Source organism: Pandoraea sp. B-6 (assembly GCF_000282835.1).
GTDB lineage: Bacteria > Pseudomonadota > Gammaproteobacteria > Burkholderiales > Burkholderiaceae > Pandoraea > Pandoraea cepalis.
Window position 1 is genome coordinate 72,446 of sequence record NZ_KB290514.1, and the last position, 17,174, is coordinate 89,619.

Consider the following 17,174-nt stretch of genomic DNA (forward strand, 5'->3'; position numbering starts at 1 on the left):
CGATGTTTCAGGCGGGGACGGGGTTCGGTGAGGGAGGGCGTGCCGACCATTGTTCGAGCCAGCGTTCGACGTCGACGGCCGACAGGGCGGGGGAGAACAGATACCCTTGCGCGACACGATACCCTTGCGCGAAGAGCAGCGCTCGCTGGGCTTCGTCCTCGACGCCTTCCGCCACGACCGTCAGGCGCAGATTGCGACCGATGCTGATGATGGCATTGGTCAGTGCCTGCACCGTTTCGTCGCGGGTAATGTCATGGACGAAGCTGCGGTCGAGTTTCAACTCCGAGACCGGCAGGCGGCGCAGATAACCCAGACTCGAGTAGCCGGTGCCAAAGTCGTCCATCGACAGGCGCACGCCCATGCCGTGGACTTCGTCGATGATGCGCAGCGTGGTCGGATTGTGGTCCATCAACACGCTTTCCGTGATCTCGATGGCGAGGCACGATGGTGGCAGATCGTGATCGGCCAGCGCGTCGGCAATCGTACGCGGCAGGTTGTGATCGTGGAAGTTGGTGGGCGACAGGTTGACCGACACATTGCCGATGCCTACGCCTCGCCGGCGCCAATCCGCCAACTGGCGACACGACTCGCGCAGCGTCCAGGTGCCGAGTTCCCCGATCAGGCCGCACTCCTCGGCCAGTGAAATGAAGCGCGACGGCGACACGTCGCCGTACTGCGGATGCGTCCAGCGCGTCAGGGCCTCGGCGCCGTAGACCGAGTCGTCGGACAGATCGATCTGCGGCTGATAGAAAAGCGCGAGCTTGCCGTGCCGCAGGGCGTCGCGCAGGGCGGTCTCCAGCTCGAGCCGCTCCTGCGCGTGGATGTTCATGTCTTCGTGATAGACGCGTACGCTGCCCGGGCTGGTCATCTTCGCCTGATACATCGCCATGTCTGCACGCTGCAAAAGCATGTCGAATTCCTTGCCGTGATTCGGATACAGACTGATGCCGAAGCTGCCCGACGGTGCGAGCGTCACGCCATCGATCTGGCATGGCGCGCGCAACGCGCTGCGCATGCGCTCGAGCGCAATATCGAGTCGCTCGGGATCGCACTCGGTGAGCATGGCCACGAACTCGTCGCCTGACAGACGCGCAACGATATCGGCGCCGCGCAGCGAGCGTCTCAAGCGCTGGGCGATCGTGCGCAGCAGGGCGTCGCCTGCCTGGTGGCCGAGCGAGTCGTTGACCTGCTTGAAGCGATCCAGGTCGATGAAGATGACGGCCATGCGCGCGTTCAGCTCCGCCGCGCTGGCAATGGCTTGTGCCGCGAGCACGCCGAGCATGCTTCGATTGGGCAGGCCGGTGAGGTTGTCCGAGAACGCCAGTTGGCGGATGCGCGTGCGCGACTCGTCGCGCTCGAAGGCCAGCTTGCACAGATGCACGCAGACGTCGACGAGTCGTTCATGCAGGGCGTCGGGGCTGCGCGGCGTGCGGTAATAGAAACCGAGCACCCCGAGGACCCGCCCGTCGTTCGCGATGATGGGCATGGCCCACGACGCGGCCAATCCGAATTCGGCCGCCATGTCGCGGAAATCGGCCCAGCGCGGGTCGTTCGCAATGTCGGTCACGATCACCGGGCGCGCATGAAACGCCGCCGAGCCGCAGGTGCCTACGTTCGGTCCAATGGCCAGGCCTTCGATGTTCTTGTGATACTGCGCGGGCAGGCTTGGCCCCGCTTGCGGGCGCAACCGGCCTTCCGAATCGACCCGCACCACCGAGGCCACGACCTCGGGCGCGATCTGCTCCAGTTCGCGGCAGATGAGCGTGAGCACTTCGACGAGGGGCGCATCGCGCACCATCGCGGCGAGCGCCTTGTGTTGCAGCACTTCCTGAATCTTCGATTGCGTGATGTCGGTGAAAAGCACCACGGCGTTGAGGAGTTTGCCGTTCGCGTCGAGCATCGGGTTCGTCACGACGGAGACCCACAGCGGCTGGCGCTGCAGCGTGCGCACGAGCACTTCGCTGTGGCAACTGCGGCCGTCGCGGGCGGCGACGAGGCAATGCGCAAGGGCCTCCTTGATATCGACGGCCGATGCACTGTCGGCGACGTCGCCCGTCGCGGTTTCCCCCAACGGCAGCCGGGTGGACTGGCCGACGACCTCATTCGCAGCGTAGCCGAACATGCGCGTGAACCCGGCGTTGACGTAGCACACGCAACCCTGTGCGTCGGTGATGAGCACGGCGTTGTCGGTCTCGTCGACGCCGAGCGAGAGCAGGTGCAGGCGGGCGTCGTCGGCCGCCTGGCGCTCCACGCGCGCGGTCACGTCGACGGCGAGCTTGATCACGAAGGCGAGATTACCGTCGTCGTCGATGACGGGGTTGTAAGTGGCTTCGAGCCAGATCGGGCGACCGTCGCGGCGGCGACGGCGAACTTGTCCGGTGTGCGAGCGCCGGGTGCTGGCGACGTGGGCCAGGGCATTGCCGCATGTGGGATCGCCGGGTTCGCACAGTAGTGCGTGCGGCTGGCCAAGCAGGTCGGCGCGCGCGTAACCGAACATGCCGAGCAGCTTGTCGTTGACATCGACGACGATGCCATCCGGCGTGAGCGTGAGCATGCCCAACGAGTGGTCGAGCGCCGCGAGCAGCGCCTCGCGCCCCGGCGCGGTGCCGGCGACGGACGGTGAACGGGGCACGACCATCGCAACGGCCTCCTCGGACGTCCTGTGGACATTGTCGGGTGTGACTTGGGCTGACACGCCAAAAACCGCTTTTAAGTATAGCGGCCTGCGGGGGCAGGCTCACATGGGGGAAACCGGGTATCAAGCCGCCTTGACGCGAATGCGAACACCGTCGACCGAAACGGTCTGACCGGCGCGGATCTTGCAGGTCTTGCGGGTCTCCTGCCGTCCGTCGACGCTGACCGCGCCGCTGGCTACCATCACTTTGCCCGCGCCGCCCGAATCCACGAGGCCGGCGAGCTTGAGCAAGTCGTTCAGGGCGACGAATTCGCCCGTCAGTTCAAAGGTTACGTTTTGCATGATGGACCGGATACTACGTAAAAACGCGATGCGCGTCGACTGCCACCGTGCTTGCGAGTCCGCAGCCCTATGACTCGATTACCTGTTCGATCCGGCGATCCGGGATCAGCCAGACGGCGGCGACCACGGCATAGAGCACGAGCGAGAGTGCCGGCATCACGAATGCCAGTCCGATGGCCAGCGCGTAGGCCACGACCGACAGCTTGCCCTTGACGTCGCGCCCCACGGCGGCGGCGAGCTTTGCATTTCCTCCTGCGCCATGCACGGCGAGCAATGCTCGCGTGAGGAGGTAGTACGCCACAGCCGCCATGAACAGCACCACGCCGTAGAGCGCCGTCGGCCAGGCGGTGAAATGGTTCTCCCCGAGCCAGCGCGTGACGAACGGCACCAGCGACAGCCAGAACAGCAGATGCAGGTTGGCCCACAGTACGCTGCCCGAGACTCGCTGAACCACATGGAAAAGGTGGTGATGGTTGTTCCAGTACAGGCCGACGTAGATGTAGCTCAGGATGTAGGTGAGGAACGTTGGGGCGACCGGCAGGAGATCGGACAGCTCGCTGCCGTGCGGTGCTCTCATCTCCAGCACCATGATCGTGATGATGATGGCGATCACGCCATCGCTGAAGGCTTCCAGTCGGCTCTTGCCCATTGTGTTCGTTGTTGTTGTCGGTCGCGGGTGGGGGTCACATCACGGCCAGGCGGTTGCGCCCGGACTGTTTGGCCGCATACAGCGCGCGGTCGGCGCGTTGCAGCAGGGTGCCGAATTCGGCATCGTCCGGGGTGAGGCTGCCGATACCGATGCTGACGGAAAAGCGGATGGGGTCGCTGGATCCGCCGGGTACGCTGGCGTTGCCGATCGCGACGAGCAGGCGTTCGGCGGCCTGCATGGCGCGTTGGGCGTCGGCCTCGGGCAGCAGCACCGCGAACTCCTCGCCGCCCAGGCGGCCGATCGGCGTGCCCTTGCGCAGCGTGGCGCGCACTACCTGCGTCAACTCCACGATGACGCGATCGCCGATGGCATGGCCCCACGCGTCGTTGATCCGCTTGAAATGGTCGAGGTCGAGCATCAGCACGGATAAGCGGCGTTGCTGAGCGCGTGCGGTGGAAAACAGGCGTTCGGCCTGTATCAGGAAGGCGCGGCGGTTGAGTGCGCCGGTCAGCGCGTCGCGCATGGCCATCTCGCCAAGCACTCGATTGACGCGACGCAGCTCGAGCGCGTCGACGACGAGCGCCGACAGATCCGCGAGCAGCGCGCGTTTCTCGTCGTCGAGCGTGCGGGGGCGGCGGTCCATCACGCACAGGGTGCCCAAGCGATGCCCTTCGGGCGTGCGCAGCGGCGCGCCCGCGTAGAACCGGATGTTGGGTTCTCCCGTGACCAGCGGGTTGTCGGCGAAGCGCCGGTCGGCACGGGCGTCGGTCACGACGAGCACATCGTCGCCGAGAATCGCGTGCGCGCAGAAGGCCATCGAGCGCGGGGTCTGCGGCGTGTCGATGCCCTGGCGCGCCTTGAACCACTGGCGCGACTCGTCGATCAGCGAGACGAGCGACATCGGTGCGCCGAACAAATAAGACGCAAGACGCACGATGCGATCGAACGCGGGCTCGGGTGGCGTGTCGAGAATTTCGTAACGACGCAGCGCCGCGAGGCGTTCGGCCTCGTCAACGGGCGTGTCGGGTATCGGCCCATGCCGCGGCGTGGAAGCGGGGGCATGCGATGCGTGGAGGTCGGCTTCGGATGCGGTCATGTCGCGATGGGTGGACGCCAAAGGCGACTCTCGATCGATGATGTCGGTGACGGCGTCAATTCTGCCCCGCCTGTCGTCACTTGGCAAATGCGACGACGTGGAACCCGTCGTGCCGTGTGTGCGCCAGAGCGCGTGGGCGGTCTGCGCGATCGCTTGAGTGACCTCGTCGGCGCTGCGATGGGCGCTGTCGTGCGCACTTCCCACGGGAACGGTCGGGCCGTGATTGAGCAGACGATAAGCTTTTGAGCGTTCGACGGGCAGGCGTTCGGTCATGGCGGGCACTCGGCGGGCGTAACGGGATGACAGGCGTGATGGCAATTGGCCCATGATAGCGTGGCCGAGAACCTGCCGATGGCACCGGTGACGAAAACGGGGATCCGAAAAAGGCGACCCGCAGGGTGAGCTGCGGGCCGCATAAACGGCACGGTGCGGGGAACGCGTGCCGGATCAGATCAGCGCGCAGTATGGCAGTCGTTCGTCCCAGTCCAGTCCCCATCCCCGACATGCGCGCTAGCCCTATACTGGCGCGACGCAACCCAACGAACGCGACGCTTGCCGCCACGGGAGGATTTGGCATGAGCCGAGTGAAATCGCACACTGCGGGGCAGGCTGATTGGCTGACGCCCGACGCCTCCGACGCCTCCGACGCCTCGACAAGCGTCGCGACGGCTGGCCAGAATGTGTACATCGGCACGGCGTCGTGGACGGACAAGTCGCTGATTGCGTGCAAGCGGTTCTATCCGCCGGGGCATGCGTCGGCCGAGGCGCGGCTTCGCTATTACGCGAGCCAGTTTCCGATGGTCGAGGTCGATAGCAGCTACTACGCGATGCCGTCGGCATCGAACGCGCAGCTTTGGGCCGAGCGCACGCCGCGCGCGTTCGTCTTCAACATCAAGGCATTCCGCCTGCTCACGGGGCACCAGACGCCCCGCATTGCGCTGCCCAGGGATTTGCAGGCCGAGCTACCGCCGGGCCCGCGCGCGAACGTGTACTACAAGGACATTCCCGACGCGCTCAGAGACGAGATCTGGCGGCGCTATCTCGAAGCGCTCGCGCCGTTGCGGCAGGCGGGCAAGCTGGGGCTGGTGCATTTTCAGTTTCCGCCCTGGCTGACGGGGAATCGCGAGAGCCGCGCGCACGTCGAGGCGTGCGCGCAACGGATGCAGGGTTACGGTGTGGCGGCAGAGTTTCGTCACCGCGGCTGGTTCGACGGGGCGCACGGCGAGGCCACACTGGCGTGGCTGCGCGAGTTGGGCTGGGTCAACACCGTGGTCGACGAGCCGCAGGGTTTCGCCAACAGCATCCCGATGGTCTGGGCGACGACCACGCCGCTCGCCGCTGTCGTGCGCCTGCACGGGCGCAATCAGGCGACATGGAATGTGCGGGATAGCACCGCGGCGTCGGACCGCTTCAACTACGATTATCGCGACGCGGAACTGGTGGCGCTGGTTGATCCGATTCGCGTCATCGCCAAGGAAGTCGCCCGCGTGTATGTCGTGTTCAACAACAATTACGAGGATCAGGGGCAGCGCAATGCGAGGTCGTTGATGAGCATCCTCGGCTCTGATGCCGTCGCGCCGTGAGGGTGTCAGTCAGAGATGGGTCATGAGCGCCCCCGATGGCGCTTTGCTTGCTTGTTGAATAACGCAGCCAATAACGCGACGAACTCCTATCCTTGAAGCGTCCTTTCGGACACATTCAAGGAGAACGACGATGCGAATGCTTCTCAACATACGAATACCTCACGAGCCATTCAACAGTTTTGTGCGCGATGGCTCCATCGGAGAATTAATAGAGAGGATTCTCGCAGAGATGAAGCCGGAAGCAGCGTACTTCACCGAGCAGAACGGTACACGCGGAGCAATCCTCGTCGTGAACCTTGAGGAGCCGTCGCAGATTCCAAAATTCGCGGAGCCATGGTTTCTTACGTTCAATGCCGACTGTGAGTTTCGCGTGGTGATGGTGGCAGATGACCTCAAGAAAGCTGGACTCGAAACGCTTGGCTCGAAGTGGAAATAGGGAACGCGGCACGGCGTGCGAGCGAGGCTAACCGCTCCCATGCCGTGGTGTGCTAACCCGGGACAGGCACATCACGCTGCCGCACAGCAGGAGCGCCGTGAGTACGGCGTTCAAAAGAAGGCGCCGATAGTCGACGTTGCCATGCCGGCGGCGCGACTTCCCATAGAATGGAACGTCACCGTCCACAACGAGGCGCTACTGCAATGAGCACGTACCTGATCAAAAGCGAAGACATCGCCGGGATGGATGGCGTCACGAAAACGCATTTCCGGAACCCGAATGCAATACGTACCAACAAATCGCTGGGCGACGCGACCGGGCTTAGCGGGTTCGGATTCCACATTGTTGAAGTCGAGCCGGGCCGTGAAACGACGGAGTACCACCTCCATCATCACGAAGACGAGTGCGTCTATGTGTTGAGTGGAACGGCAACCGCCGTGATCGGGGATGAGGCATTCGCCATTGGCCCGGGGGATTTCATCGGTTACCGGAAGGGCGGTCTGGCGCATTCGATCCGAAATACCGGTTCCGAGACCTTGCGTTGCATCGTCGTCGGCGAGAGACTTCCCCACGATGTTTGCGACTATCCCCGCCAGAACAAACGGATGTTCCGCAATCCCGGTATCGGGATGCCCTCGAATCTCGTGGATCTTTCAGCGATTGAGGTGGTGGGCGGTAGCGTCGGCAAGAAATGACGCCGTCCGCCGGTCACCCCAGGTTGGAGACCGGCCGATGCGAGGGCGGCTAGCGCCCCGCATGCGCCGGAGAAACGCTACACAATACTCTGCATTGCCTTGGCGAACCGGGCCACCGCGCCGTCGATGTCGTGCAGTTTGTCCAGACCGAACAATCCGATACGGAAGGTCTTGAAGTCGTCGGGCTCGTCGCATCGCAGCGGCACGCCGGGGGCGATCTGCAAACCGGCATCGGCGAATTTCTTGCCGGATCGAATGCCGTCGTCATCGGTGTAGCTGACCACGACCCCCGGCGCCTGAAAACCTTCGGCCGCCACGCTCTTGAATCCGTGCTCCGTCAGGAGCGCGCGAATGCGCGCACCGAGTTCAAGCTGTTCCGCTTTCACTTTGTCGAAGCCGTACGCCTCGGTCTCTTTCATGACGTCGCGCAATGTCGCAAGACTGTCCGTGGGCATCGTGGCGTGATACGCGAATCCACCGTTCTCATAAGCTTCCATGATCTGCAGCCATTGCCGAAGATCGCAGGCGAAACTGGTGCTCGTGGTGGTGTCGATCCGTTCGCGGGCAAGCGCACTGAGCATGACCATGGCGCAGCAGGGCGGCGCACTCCACCCCTTTTGCGGGGCGCTGATCAGCACGTCGACGCCGCACGCCTGCATGTCGACCCAGACCGTGCCGGACGCGATGCAATCCAGGACCAACATACCGCCGACGGCATGAATCGCGTCGGACACCGCGCGCAAATAGGCATCGGGCAACATCATGCCGGAGGCAGTTTCGACATGCGGGGCAAAGACCAGATCCGGCTTGTGTTCCCGGATTGCCGCGACCACCTCGTCGATCGGGGCCGGTGCGTAGGCCGCTTGCCTTCCCGGTTCGACGGGACGCGCCTTCAAGACCGTCGATTCCGACGGTATGCCGCCCATGTCGAAAATCTGCGACCAGCGGAAGCTGAACCATCCGTTACGAATGACGAGGCACTTCTTGTTCGTTGCAAACTGCCGGGCCACGGCCTCCATGCCGAACGTCCCGCTTCCCGGGACGATGACCGCCGACTTCGCGTGATAGACGCTTTTCAGCGTATCGGAAATATCGCGCATCACGCCTTGAAAGCGCCGCGACATGTGATTGATGGAACGGTCGGTATACACGACCGAATATTCGAGGAGTCCCTCGCGGTCGACATCGGGAAGTAGTCCTGGCACGTCCGCCTCCGACAATAGACGAGTATGAAAATCAAGAACAGGGGCTCACAAAAGCCACCTGCAGGTGAGCGGGAAGCCGATTTGCGTCGCTTCAGCGGTATCAAATCATAAATGCGGCTCGCCCGGGGAACAGTTTCGTTCGTTATCTTCGCACGCGGGCGCCGGACCTGTCGGCCAGCGCCCGACGCGATGCAGTAAGATTTCCCGAAATCCGACGGCGGTCGCCTGGGCCCCTTGCCGACCCGGACATGCCGCTCCCCCTGGCGCTGGACTGGAGACAAGCCCATGACGACTGATCGACGCATCACGTTCTATCACGCCCCCAACACGCGCTCGTCAGGCGTTTTGGTGCTGCTCGACGAACTGCAGGCCGAGCACGATCTTCATCTGCTGCGTTTCGCCACCGGCGAGCAACGTGGCTCGGAGTATCTGGACGTCAATCCGATGGGCAAGGTGCCGGCCATCCGTCATGGCGATGCGATCGTCACCGAACAGGCGGCGGTCTACATGTATCTCGCCGAACTGTATCCAGAGAAAGGACTCGCGCCGATGCCGGGCGATCCGCGCCGCGGCGCCTATCTGCGCTGGATGGTGTTCTATGGTTCGTGTGTCGAGCCGGCGGTGGTCGACAAGTCGCTGGGGCGCGACGGCGCCGAGCGCTCGCGCTCGCCGTATGGCGACTACGATGCCGTTATGTGGACGCTGGAGCGGCATCTGGCGCAGAACGACGGTCCGTGGTGGTTGGGCGAGTCGTTCACGGCGGCCGATGCGTTGTGGGGCAACGCCATGCACTTCCTCACGCAATTCAAGCTCGTGCCGCCGACCCCGGCCGTGATGAGCTACGTGGAACGCTTTCGCGCCCGCGACTCGTTCGTGCGCGCGCAGCAGCGCGATGCCGAACTGGCGAAACAACTCGCGGCGTAATGACCGGCCGAACCGGGGGCGGGCAACCCGCCACCCCGCTCATCCGCATCACGCCATCACGCCATCACTCAGGCAACACGTCGATGCGTGGCTCGCACTCGATGGGGAAGTTGACCGAATTGGCGATGTAGCACTTCGCGTGGGCCTGATGATGCAGTTCGGCCGCCAGCGCGGCGTTACTGCCCGCCCGGAGCGTTACGTGCGGGCGCAGCGCGATCCGCGCGAAACGGCCTTCCTGCGCGGTGTCGATCATCGTGCCCAGGGCGTGGTCGGCGTATCGCTCGACGATCACACCCGCTTCGGCACACAGGTGCAGATACCAGAGCTTGTGGCAGGCGCTCGCGGACGCGACCAGCAAGTCCTCGGGGTTCCAGCGCGCGGCGTCGCCACGGAAGGCGGGGTCGGCGGAGCCGGGGATCGTCGGCTTTCCATCGGCGCGAATGTCGTGATTGCGCCCGTACGCGCGGTAGCCCGACGTACCGCTGCCCTGATTGCCGGTCCACTCGACGTCGACCTGATATTGATGTTCGCCTGATGCCACGAAGTATCTCCCTGGTAGGCCAGCGTGAGTTACGCCAGCGGTTCTGTCGTCAGCGCCCGTGTAAGGCCATGCATCGGGCGGCGCATCGCGACGTCGAAAGGGTTCGTCTGCGGGCCGATCAACTCGGCCTGACGCCGCAGCAATTCCACCACCATCGGCAGACGATCCTGCGACAGCCGGGCGGCGAGCGTGCCCACGCTCAGCGCGGCCACCGCGTGCCCGGTGCGGTCGAACACAGGAACCGCCACCCCGGCCATGCCGTCGAGCACGCCGCTGTTGCTGCCCGCATAGCCCAATTGACGCACACGCTCGATTTCGGTGCGCAAATAGACCTCGTCGAGCACTCCATACCCGCGCAAACGCGGCACGTTAAAACGAATGATCTCTTCGCGCTCGGCCTCCGGCAGGAAGGCGAGAATCGCCAGACTCCCCTGGCCGACGCCCAGCGCCACGCGACCGCCGATGTCGCCGGTGAACGAGCGGATCGGGAAGGGCCCTTCGCACATATCGAGGCACACGGCATCGAAGCTGCTGCGCACCAGCAGGAAGATGGTGTCGCCGAGGCTCGCGCAAAGCCGCAGCAGCGACGGACGGCACAGCGTGCGCATGCCGCTCGGGTTGCCGGCCTGCGCCGCCATCGCGAAGAAGTCGATGCTGAGCCGGTAGAGCTTGGAGGTCTCGTCCTGTTCCACGACCTGCTCGGCGATGAGCGCATGCAGAATTCGGTGCACCGTCGCCTGACTGAGGCCCACTGCCTTGGCTAGGTGGGTCACACGCTCGCCCTCGGGCTTGGCGTCGCCCAATGCGCGGATGACGGCAAAGGTGCGTTGCAGAATGCCCGCGCCAGCCGCGTCCGACGACGGCGACGTCGGCGTGCGGGGTGAATCGATGGTGTTCATTACTGTCTCGAATATTCCGTCAAACGGAATACTAGCGTAAGCCGATACCTCTTGAAAACAGGTGCGATCCGCCGAAACTGTAAAAAACATCCAATATTCTCGGTAAGTTAGGGATTGTACCGAGGTGGTGACGCGAAATGAATTCATGTGTTCATTCGTCAAATATTCCGTCAAACAAAATAATCTGAATATTTATCTCATTTCACGGAATCGTTATCTTGCGGCGGGCAATTTGGCTCGCTACTGTTCGATGCAATTGCATTTCTTGCGGCGCGCAAGTGCCCGAAGGTCGTAACCATGTCTTTTCTGACTTTGACGGATGTTTCCAAGACGTTTGGCGAGCTGAACGCCGTCTCGAATGTCAACCTCTCGGTGGAGAAGGGCGAGTTCGTCTCGCTGCTTGGCCCCTCGGGCTGCGGCAAGACCACCACCTTGCAGATGATCGCGGGCTTTGTGGAAACCACCACCGGGCGCATTACCCTCGATGGGCGCGACATCACGCACATGCGTCCGAACAAGCGCGGCCTGGGCATTGTGTTCCAGAGCTACGCACTGTTCCCGCATATGACCGTGGCGGATAACGTCGGCTTCGGCCTGGAGATGCGCGGTATCGACAAGGCCGAGCGTCAGGCGCGCATTCGCGAGGCGCTGGCCCTCGTGCGCCTCGATGCGCTCGGTCATCGCTTCCCGCGCGAACTCTCCGGCGGTCAGCGCCAGCGCGTGGCAATCGCGCGCGCGGTCGTGATCGCGCCGCCCGTGCTGCTGCTCGACGAGCCCATGTCGAACCTCGACGCCAAGCTGCGCGAAGACATGCAGTTCGAGCTGCGCGCGATTCAGCGCAAGATCGGCACGACCACGATCATGGTCACGCACGATCAATCGGAAGCGCTGTCGATCAGCGACCGGGTCGTGGTGATGGAGGCCGGGCGCATCACCCAGGTCGACACGCCGTATCGTGCCTACGAGCGTCCGCAAACGCCGTTCGTCTCGAAGTTCATCGGCAAGGCCAACATGCTGGCCGGCCGTGTGGCGGCGCGCGACGACGAGCACCTGCATGTCGAGATAGGCGCGCAACTGACCCAGCGCGCGCGGCTGTCCGACCTCTCGCCGCGTGAGCGCGTGATGGCCGTGGGGGACGCAATCACGCTGTGTCTGCGTCCCGAAAAGGTTCGTCTGTGCGCACCCGCCGACGGCCGGATGGCGGCCACGGTCACGAGCCGCTTCTTCCTCGGCAGCCAATGGCTGTACCGCGTGGACAGTCCGCTGGGCGAAGTGCTCGTGTGTTGTCAGAACGAAGGCGGCGAGCCGCTCGCCGAAGGCGCGCCGGTCGGCCTTGACTGGCAGGCCGAGGCCGTGCGCTTCATTACGCCGAACGCGGGAGAGCACGCTCATGGCTGAGACATTGCAGGTGGCTAGCCCCGAGACGGCGCCGGCGACGCGTGCACCCTGGCATGCGTATCTGCCGATGTGGTTGATGAGCGCTCCGGCCATGCTGCTGTTCGTGGCGCTGGTGCTCATTCCGCTGCTCATGACGCTCGCGCTCACGTTCTATCAGTTCGATCCGTCGAGCGGCCCGATCGCGGCGTTCCAGTTCGGTAACTACGCCGAGGTACTGTCCGACGCGTACTTCCACACGATCTTTCTGCGCACGTTCGGCATCTCGCTCACCGTCACGGCGGTGTGCGCCGTGGTGGGCACGTTCGAAGCCTATGTGCTTTCGCGCATGGGCGACCCGTGGCGTTCGCTCTTCTTGCTGGTGATTCTCTCGCCGCTGCTCGTGTCGATCGTGGTGCGGGCGTTCGGCTGGAGCATGCTGCTTGGCTCGGGCGGCCTGATCAATCAGACGTTCGGCCTCCTGGGCATGGGCCCGTACAAGCTGGAATACACCCACTTCGCGATCATCGTCGCGCTGGTACATGTGATGCTGCCGTTCATGGTGATTCCTGTGTGGACGTCGCTGCAACGGCTCGACCCTCAGACCGAGAACGCCGCGCTGTCGCTGATGGCATCACCGGCCACGACGCTGCGCCGCATTGTGTTGCCGCAACTGGTGCCGGGCATTCTGTCGGGCAGTCTGATGGTGTTCGGCCTGTCGGCGAGTGCATTCGCGATTCCGAGCCTGCTGGGCGGACGCCGCCTCAAGGTCGCCGCGACCGCCGTATACGACCAGTTCCTGAGTTCGCTGAACTGGCCGCTGGGCGCGACCATCGCCGTGCTGCTGCTCGTAGCGAACCTGATCGTGATGCTGACGTATTACCGCCTGCTCGATCGCCGCTATTCGCGCAGCATGGGCTAAGGCCAGGACACGGTCTCCCGCAGAACAGAACCCACTCGCCATCATGCGTAAAAACAGCCCCCTGGCGCTCGCGTTCCATACGCTCGTCATTCTCTTCGTCCTCGCGCCGATGATCATCGTCGTGCTGGTCGCGTTCACGCCCGAGCAAACGCTCTCGCTGCCCACGCGCGGCGTGTCGCTGCGCTGGTTCCGCGCGATTCTCGACTACCCCGACTTCATCGCGTCGTTCTTCACGAGCCTGAAGCTGGCGTTCCTGTCGGCAACGCTCTCGCTGGCGATTGCGTTGCCCGCCGCCCTGGCCATCGGCCGCGCGCGCTTTCCGGGACGCAACTTCCTCAACGGTTTGCTGCTGTCGCCGCTGGTGATTCCGGGCCTCGTGCTCGGCATTGCGCTGCTGCGCTTCTTCGCCATGCTGGGCGTGAGCGGCTCGTTCGCGGCGCTGACCTTCGCGCACATGATCGTCGTGACGCCGTTCATCATGCGCCTCGTGCTGGCGTCGATCAGCGGACTCGACCGCAGTGTCGAGCATGCGGCAGCGTCGCTCGGCGCGGGCGCATGGACGACCTTCCGCCGTGTGACCATGCCGATGATCCTGCCGGGCATTACCGGCGGCTGGCTACTCGCCTTCATCAACAGCTTCGACGAGCTGACGATGTCGGTCTTCATCACCTCGCCGCAGACGGTCACGCTCCCCGTGCGCATGTACATGTATGCGACCGAGTCGATCGATCCGATGATGGCGTCCGTCTCCGCGCTCGTCATTGCAGTGACGCTGGGCGCGATGTTGCTGCTCGACCGTGTCTACGGCCTGAACCGCATCCTGATCGGTCAGCATTGAACGTGCGCTCCAAGAAGAATCTCATGTCTCACGCTTCCCATGCTTCCCGCGCGTCGCAAGACACCTGCGCGCCGGGACATCCGCAACTGGCGCGCCTGGTCGAGACGGCGCGCGCGCCCGTCACGTTTTATCTCGACGGCGCCCCGGTGCAGGCACTCGCGGGCGACACGCTGCTCACGGCCATCCTCATGCACCAGCGCCATGTCCGGATCAGTGAATTCGGCGGCGCACCGCGCGCCGGTTTTTGCCTGATCGGTGCATGCCAGGATTGCTGGGTGCGCTGCGAGACGGCGTCTGGCACCGGTGGCGATGCCCAACTGACGCGTCTGCGCGCCTGTTCGACACCGGTGCAAGCCGGCATGCGGATTCTCACGCGGGCGCCCGATGCCGACGAAGCGCACGGAGGCTCGCATGTTTGAGCACGCTGAGATCGTGATCGTCGGCGCCGGTCCTGCGGGCATTCGCGCTGCGCAGACGCTGGTGGCAGCGGGGCAGCGTCCGGTGGTGCTCGACGAAAACATGCGCTGGGGCGGACAGATCTACCGACAGCCGCCGGCCGGCGCGGGCTTCACACGGACCAAGCAGGCGCTGTACGGCTTCGAAGCGGCCAAGGCCGACGCCATCCACGGCGTCATGGCCGCGCTCTTGCTTCAGGTCGACTATCGACCCGCGACCCTCGTGTGGGCTTGTGATCCGGCGCGGCTCCATACGATCCACGACGGCCGGGAAAAACCCGTGCCGTTCACGCATTTGATCATTGCTAGCGGTGCGACCGATCGCGTCTTGCCGCTGCCGGGCTGGACGCTGCCGGGCGTGTACACGCTGGGCGGCGCGCAAGTCGCGCTCAAGGCACAGGGGTGTGCGATTGGCGAGCAGGTGGTGTTCGCGGGCACGGGGCCGTTGCTGTATCTCGTGGCCTACCAGTACGCGAAAGCGGGCGCGAACGTGGCCGCGGTGCTCGACACGAGCGCGTTTGCCGGTCAGGTCAAGGCCACGCCGCGGCTGCTGAATCAGCCCGCCACCCTCGCCAAGGGGCTCTATTACGTGGGATGGCTGCGCGCGCATGGGGTGCGCATCGAGCATGGCGTCACGCTCGACGGCATTGACGGCGCCGCCGGGGTGCGCGCGATTCGCTGGCGGCGCGACGGCCGCGAACACACGTTGGCGTGCAGCGCCGTGGGGCTGGGCTTCGGCCTGCGTCCCGAGACACAACTGGCCGATTTGGCCGGGTGCCGTTTCGTCTTCGACGACCTCAATCGTTGCTGGCTACCTGAGCGCGACGCCGCCGGTCGCAGTTCGCAACCCGGCATCTATGTGGCGGGAGACGGCGCGGGTATCGCCGGCGCCGACGCGGCGGAACTCGCCGGCCGTCGTGCGGCGCTGGCTTTGCTCGAGGATCTCGGCATCGCCGCTCCGGCAATGCCCGACGTGCCCGACGCCGACGCCATCGAACGCAAGCTCGCGAGCATTGGGCGCTTTCGTGTGGGGATCGAGCAGGCGTTTGCGGCGCCCGACGATCCGTCGGCGCGTTGGCCCGACGACATGATCGTGTGTCGATGCGAGGAAGTCGATGCGCGCACGCTGCGCGACTGCGTGCGGGAGGACGGTGTGACCGACATCAATCGGCTCAAAGCGCTTACGCGTGTCGGCATGGGGCGCTGCCAGGGCCGCATGTGCGGCGAGGCGGCCTGCCATCTGCTCGCGCGCGAGAGCGGCCAGACGCTGGCACAAGCGGGGCGTCTGCGGGCGCAGGCCCCGATCAAACCGATTCCGATCGCGCCGATGTTGTTCGATGAAAACGTTGCGGCCATTCCCGAGGAGGCGCGCGATGAGTGAGACCCTGCATTACGACGTTGTCGTCGCCGGTGGTGGGCTGGTCGGCGCCTCGGCGGCGCGTGCGCTGGCCGAGCGTGGTTTGCGTGTGGCGTTGTTCGAGCGGCGTTATTGCGGCGCGCAGGCCAGCGGCGTGAACTACGGCGGCGTACGCTGCCAGGGCCGCCCGGAAGAACAACTGCCGCTCGCCATGCGCGCGCGCAAGTTATGGGATCGCCTGCCCGAATTGATCGGGATCGACGGCGAATTCGTGCGCTCGGGACACTTGCGTCTCGCTCGTCGCGAGAGCGATCTCGAACCGCTCGACGCCTGGTCGGCCATGGCCAGCCGCTACGGTCTCGCCTCGACTGTGCTGCGTGGGGCGGCGTTTCGCGAGCGTTTTCCGTGGCTGGGCGACGGCGCCGTCGGCGGCTCGCTGTGTCTGAGCGACGGCCACGCGAACCCGCGTCTCGTATCGCCCGCGTTTGCGCGCGCCGCCCGCGCGCTCGGCGCGCACGTGCGCGAACGTACGCCGATTACCTCGGTGGCGCACGATGGCGTGCGCTTCCAGCTTGCGGCAAAGCCAGTCGACGGCGAGCCATTGCACCTGAGCGCCGACTGGCTGCTCAATACCTCCGGCGCGTGGGCGAATCACATCGCGGGCACGTTCGGCGAGCGGGTGCCGATGCATGCCATCTATCCGAACATGTGGGTCACCGAACCGCTGCCGAAGTTCATTGGCCATAACCTCGGCGTGTACGGCGGCGGCGTGTATGCGCGGCAAGTCGAGCGCGGCAACTGTGTGATCGGCGGCGGACGCGGCACCGGCGACGGCGAGTACGCCCAGCCGTCGGCCGATACCACGCGCGCCGTGATGCGCGAGGCCTGTGCATTGCTGCCGGCGCTGCGCCATGCGTTGCTCATTCGCACCTGGAGCGGCGTGGAGGGCGAGACGCCCGATAACAATCCGATCATCGGCATGAGTCGCACCACGCCGCATCTGGTGCATGCCTTCGGCTTCTCGGGGGGCGGCTTTCTGCTGGCCCCTGGCGTAGGCGAAGTGCTGGCGGATCTGGTCACGCACGGCGAGACGGCGACACCGATCGAGGCGTTTGCCGTCGACCGGTTCGCGCCGGTCGCGGCCGATGCGTGATCGGCAAATGCATCCCGTACGTCCCGAGTTCGTCACAACACTACCTTCCTCACACCCAGGAAACACAAGG

At 64.7% G+C, this 17,174-nt stretch carries 17 protein-coding genes; 10 read left to right on the plus strand and 7 right to left on the minus strand.

Annotation, left to right across the window (positions count from 1 at the left end; all coding sequences use genetic code 11):
* Window positions 1-7 precede the first annotated feature (7 nt).
* From A985_RS0110365 to A985_RS0110380, 4 genes are all read right to left on the minus strand, one after another.
* The gene (locus A985_RS0110365; RefSeq protein ID WP_017233335.1) at window positions 8-2,638 is read right to left on the minus strand and encodes an EAL domain-containing protein; all 2,631 of its coding nucleotides are present in this window, start codon (window positions 2,636-2,638) and stop codon (window positions 8-10) included.
* A gap of 120 nt (window positions 2,639-2,758) precedes the next feature.
* The gene (locus A985_RS0110370; RefSeq protein ID WP_017233336.1) at window positions 2,759-2,977 is read right to left on the minus strand and encodes an RNA-binding S4 domain-containing protein; all 219 of its coding nucleotides are present in this window, start codon (window positions 2,975-2,977) and stop codon (window positions 2,759-2,761) included.
* A 67-nt stretch (window positions 2,978-3,044) separates the two neighbouring features.
* The gene (locus tag A985_RS0110375; RefSeq protein ID WP_017233337.1) at window positions 3,045-3,626 is read right to left on the minus strand and encodes a TMEM175 family protein; all 582 of its coding nucleotides are present in this window, start codon (window positions 3,624-3,626) and stop codon (window positions 3,045-3,047) included.
* Between the two features lie 34 nt (window positions 3,627-3,660).
* Window positions 3,661-5,049, minus strand: coding sequence for a GGDEF domain-containing protein (locus A985_RS0110380; RefSeq protein ID WP_369751569.1), 1,389 nt, complete (start codon window positions 5,047-5,049; stop codon window positions 3,661-3,663).
* Window positions 5,050-5,297: 248 nt separating this feature from the next.
* Here A985_RS0110380 and A985_RS0110385 point away from each other — a divergent pair, with 248 nt between their 5' ends.
* The 3 genes from A985_RS0110385 to A985_RS0110395 all read left to right on the plus strand — a co-directional run bounded on the left by A985_RS0110385 (window position 5,298) and on the right by A985_RS0110395 (window position 7,436).
* Window positions 5,298-6,305, plus strand: coding sequence for a DUF72 domain-containing protein (locus A985_RS0110385; protein ID WP_017233339.1), 1,008 nt, complete (start codon window positions 5,298-5,300; stop codon window positions 6,303-6,305).
* Window positions 6,306-6,435: 130 nt separating this feature from the next.
* On the plus strand, window positions 6,436-6,741 hold the full coding sequence (locus A985_RS0110390) for a hypothetical protein (RefSeq protein ID WP_017233340.1): 306 nt from the start codon (window positions 6,436-6,438) through the stop codon (window positions 6,739-6,741).
* Between the two features lie 203 nt (window positions 6,742-6,944).
* Complete coding sequence (locus A985_RS0110395) at window positions 6,945-7,436, plus strand: cupin domain-containing protein (RefSeq protein WP_017233341.1); 492 nt, start codon at window positions 6,945-6,947, stop codon at window positions 7,434-7,436.
* A 77-nt stretch (window positions 7,437-7,513) separates the two neighbouring features.
* On the opposite strand, the gene A985_RS0110400 is transcribed toward A985_RS0110395, so the two are convergent.
* Window positions 7,514-8,641: an aminotransferase class V-fold PLP-dependent enzyme gene (locus A985_RS0110400; protein WP_026131832.1), complete on the minus strand. Its 1,128-nt coding sequence runs from the start codon at window positions 8,639-8,641 to the stop codon at window positions 7,514-7,516.
* Window positions 8,642-8,926: 285 nt separating this feature from the next.
* Between A985_RS0110400 and A985_RS0110405 the strand changes: the two genes are divergently transcribed.
* Window positions 8,927-9,565: a glutathione S-transferase family protein gene (locus A985_RS0110405; protein ID WP_017233343.1), complete on the plus strand. Its 639-nt coding sequence runs from the start codon at window positions 8,927-8,929 to the stop codon at window positions 9,563-9,565.
* A 64-nt stretch (window positions 9,566-9,629) separates the two neighbouring features.
* Here the strand turns inward: A985_RS0110405 and A985_RS0110410 are convergent, their stop codons facing one another.
* Together A985_RS0110410 and A985_RS0110415 are read right to left on the minus strand one after the other, a co-directional pair.
* Window positions 9,630-10,106: an OsmC family protein gene (locus tag A985_RS0110410; RefSeq protein WP_017233344.1), complete on the minus strand. Its 477-nt coding sequence runs from the start codon at window positions 10,104-10,106 to the stop codon at window positions 9,630-9,632.
* Window positions 10,107-10,135: 29 nt separating this feature from the next.
* Entirely contained in the window at window positions 10,136-11,005 is an 870-nt protein-coding gene (locus A985_RS0110415) for an IclR family transcriptional regulator (RefSeq protein ID WP_017233345.1), read from the minus strand.
* Window positions 11,006-11,302: 297 nt separating this feature from the next.
* On the opposite strand from A985_RS0110415, the gene A985_RS0110420 reads away from it, so the two are divergent.
* The 6 genes from A985_RS0110420 to A985_RS0110445 are packed head-to-tail and all read left to right on the plus strand — an operon-like array spanning window position 11,303 to window position 17,104.
* Window positions 11,303-12,403 carry an ABC transporter ATP-binding protein gene (locus tag A985_RS0110420; protein ID WP_017233346.1) on the plus strand — a complete coding sequence of 367 codons (1,101 nt, stop codon included), beginning with the start codon at window positions 11,303-11,305 and terminating at the stop codon, window positions 12,401-12,403.
* On the plus strand, window positions 12,396-13,301 hold the full coding sequence (locus A985_RS0110425) for an ABC transporter permease (protein WP_017233347.1): 906 nt from the start codon (window positions 12,396-12,398) through the stop codon (window positions 13,299-13,301). Before A985_RS0110420 ends, A985_RS0110425 begins: the two co-directional genes overlap by 8 nt.
* Window positions 13,302-13,344: 43 nt before the next feature.
* Entirely contained in the window at window positions 13,345-14,139 is a 795-nt protein-coding gene (locus tag A985_RS0110430) for an ABC transporter permease (protein WP_017233348.1), read from the plus strand.
* Window positions 14,140-14,162: 23 nt separating this feature from the next.
* Window positions 14,163-14,558 (plus strand): (2Fe-2S)-binding protein, encoded by a 396-nt coding sequence (locus tag A985_RS0110435; protein ID WP_017233349.1) that lies wholly within the window; start codon window positions 14,163-14,165, stop codon window positions 14,556-14,558.
* Window positions 14,551-15,975, plus strand: a complete 1,425-nt coding sequence (locus A985_RS0110440; RefSeq protein WP_017233350.1) for an NAD(P)/FAD-dependent oxidoreductase — start codon at window positions 14,551-14,553, stop codon at window positions 15,973-15,975. Before A985_RS0110435 ends, A985_RS0110440 begins: the two co-directional genes overlap by 8 nt.
* Complete coding sequence (locus tag A985_RS0110445; RefSeq protein WP_017233351.1) at window positions 15,968-17,104, plus strand: FAD-binding oxidoreductase; 1,137 nt, start codon at window positions 15,968-15,970, stop codon at window positions 17,102-17,104. Before A985_RS0110440 ends, A985_RS0110445 begins: the two co-directional genes overlap by 8 nt.
* Window positions 17,105-17,174 lie beyond the last annotated feature (70 nt).

Coding starts and splice junctions, on each gene's coding strand:
- A985_RS0110365 (WP_017233335.1), bottom strand. CDS start 2,638: ATGGTCGTGCCCCGTTCACCGTCCGTCGCCGGCACCGCGCCGGGGCGC.
- A985_RS0110370 (WP_017233336.1), bottom strand. CDS start 2,977: ATGCAAAACGTAACCTTTGAACTGACGGGCGAATTCGTCGCCCTGAAC.
- A985_RS0110375 (WP_017233337.1), bottom strand. CDS start 3,626: ATGGGCAAGAGCCGACTGGAAGCCTTCAGCGATGGCGTGATCGCCATC.
- A985_RS0110380 (WP_369751569.1), bottom strand. CDS start 5,049: ATGGGCCAATTGCCATCACGCCTGTCATCCCGTTACGCCCGCCGAGTG.
- A985_RS0110385 (WP_017233339.1), top strand. CDS start 5,298: ATGAGCCGAGTGAAATCGCACACTGCGGGGCAGGCTGATTGGCTGACG.
- A985_RS0110390 (WP_017233340.1), top strand. CDS start 6,436: ATGCGAATGCTTCTCAACATACGAATACCTCACGAGCCATTCAACAGT.
- A985_RS0110395 (WP_017233341.1), top strand. CDS start 6,945: ATGAGCACGTACCTGATCAAAAGCGAAGACATCGCCGGGATGGATGGC.
- A985_RS0110405 (WP_017233343.1), top strand. CDS start 8,927: ATGACGACTGATCGACGCATCACGTTCTATCACGCCCCCAACACGCGC.
- A985_RS0110415 (WP_017233345.1), bottom strand. CDS start 11,005: ATGAACACCATCGATTCACCCCGCACGCCGACGTCGCCGTCGTCGGAC.
- A985_RS0110420 (WP_017233346.1), top strand. CDS start 11,303: ATGTCTTTTCTGACTTTGACGGATGTTTCCAAGACGTTTGGCGAGCTG.
- A985_RS0110425 (WP_017233347.1), top strand. CDS start 12,396: ATGGCTGAGACATTGCAGGTGGCTAGCCCCGAGACGGCGCCGGCGACG.
- A985_RS0110430 (WP_017233348.1), top strand. CDS start 13,345: ATGCGTAAAAACAGCCCCCTGGCGCTCGCGTTCCATACGCTCGTCATT.
- A985_RS0110435 (WP_017233349.1), top strand. CDS start 14,163: ATGTCTCACGCTTCCCATGCTTCCCGCGCGTCGCAAGACACCTGCGCG.
- A985_RS0110440 (WP_017233350.1), top strand. CDS start 14,551: ATGTTTGAGCACGCTGAGATCGTGATCGTCGGCGCCGGTCCTGCGGGC.
- A985_RS0110445 (WP_017233351.1), top strand. CDS start 15,968: ATGAGTGAGACCCTGCATTACGACGTTGTCGTCGCCGGTGGTGGGCTG.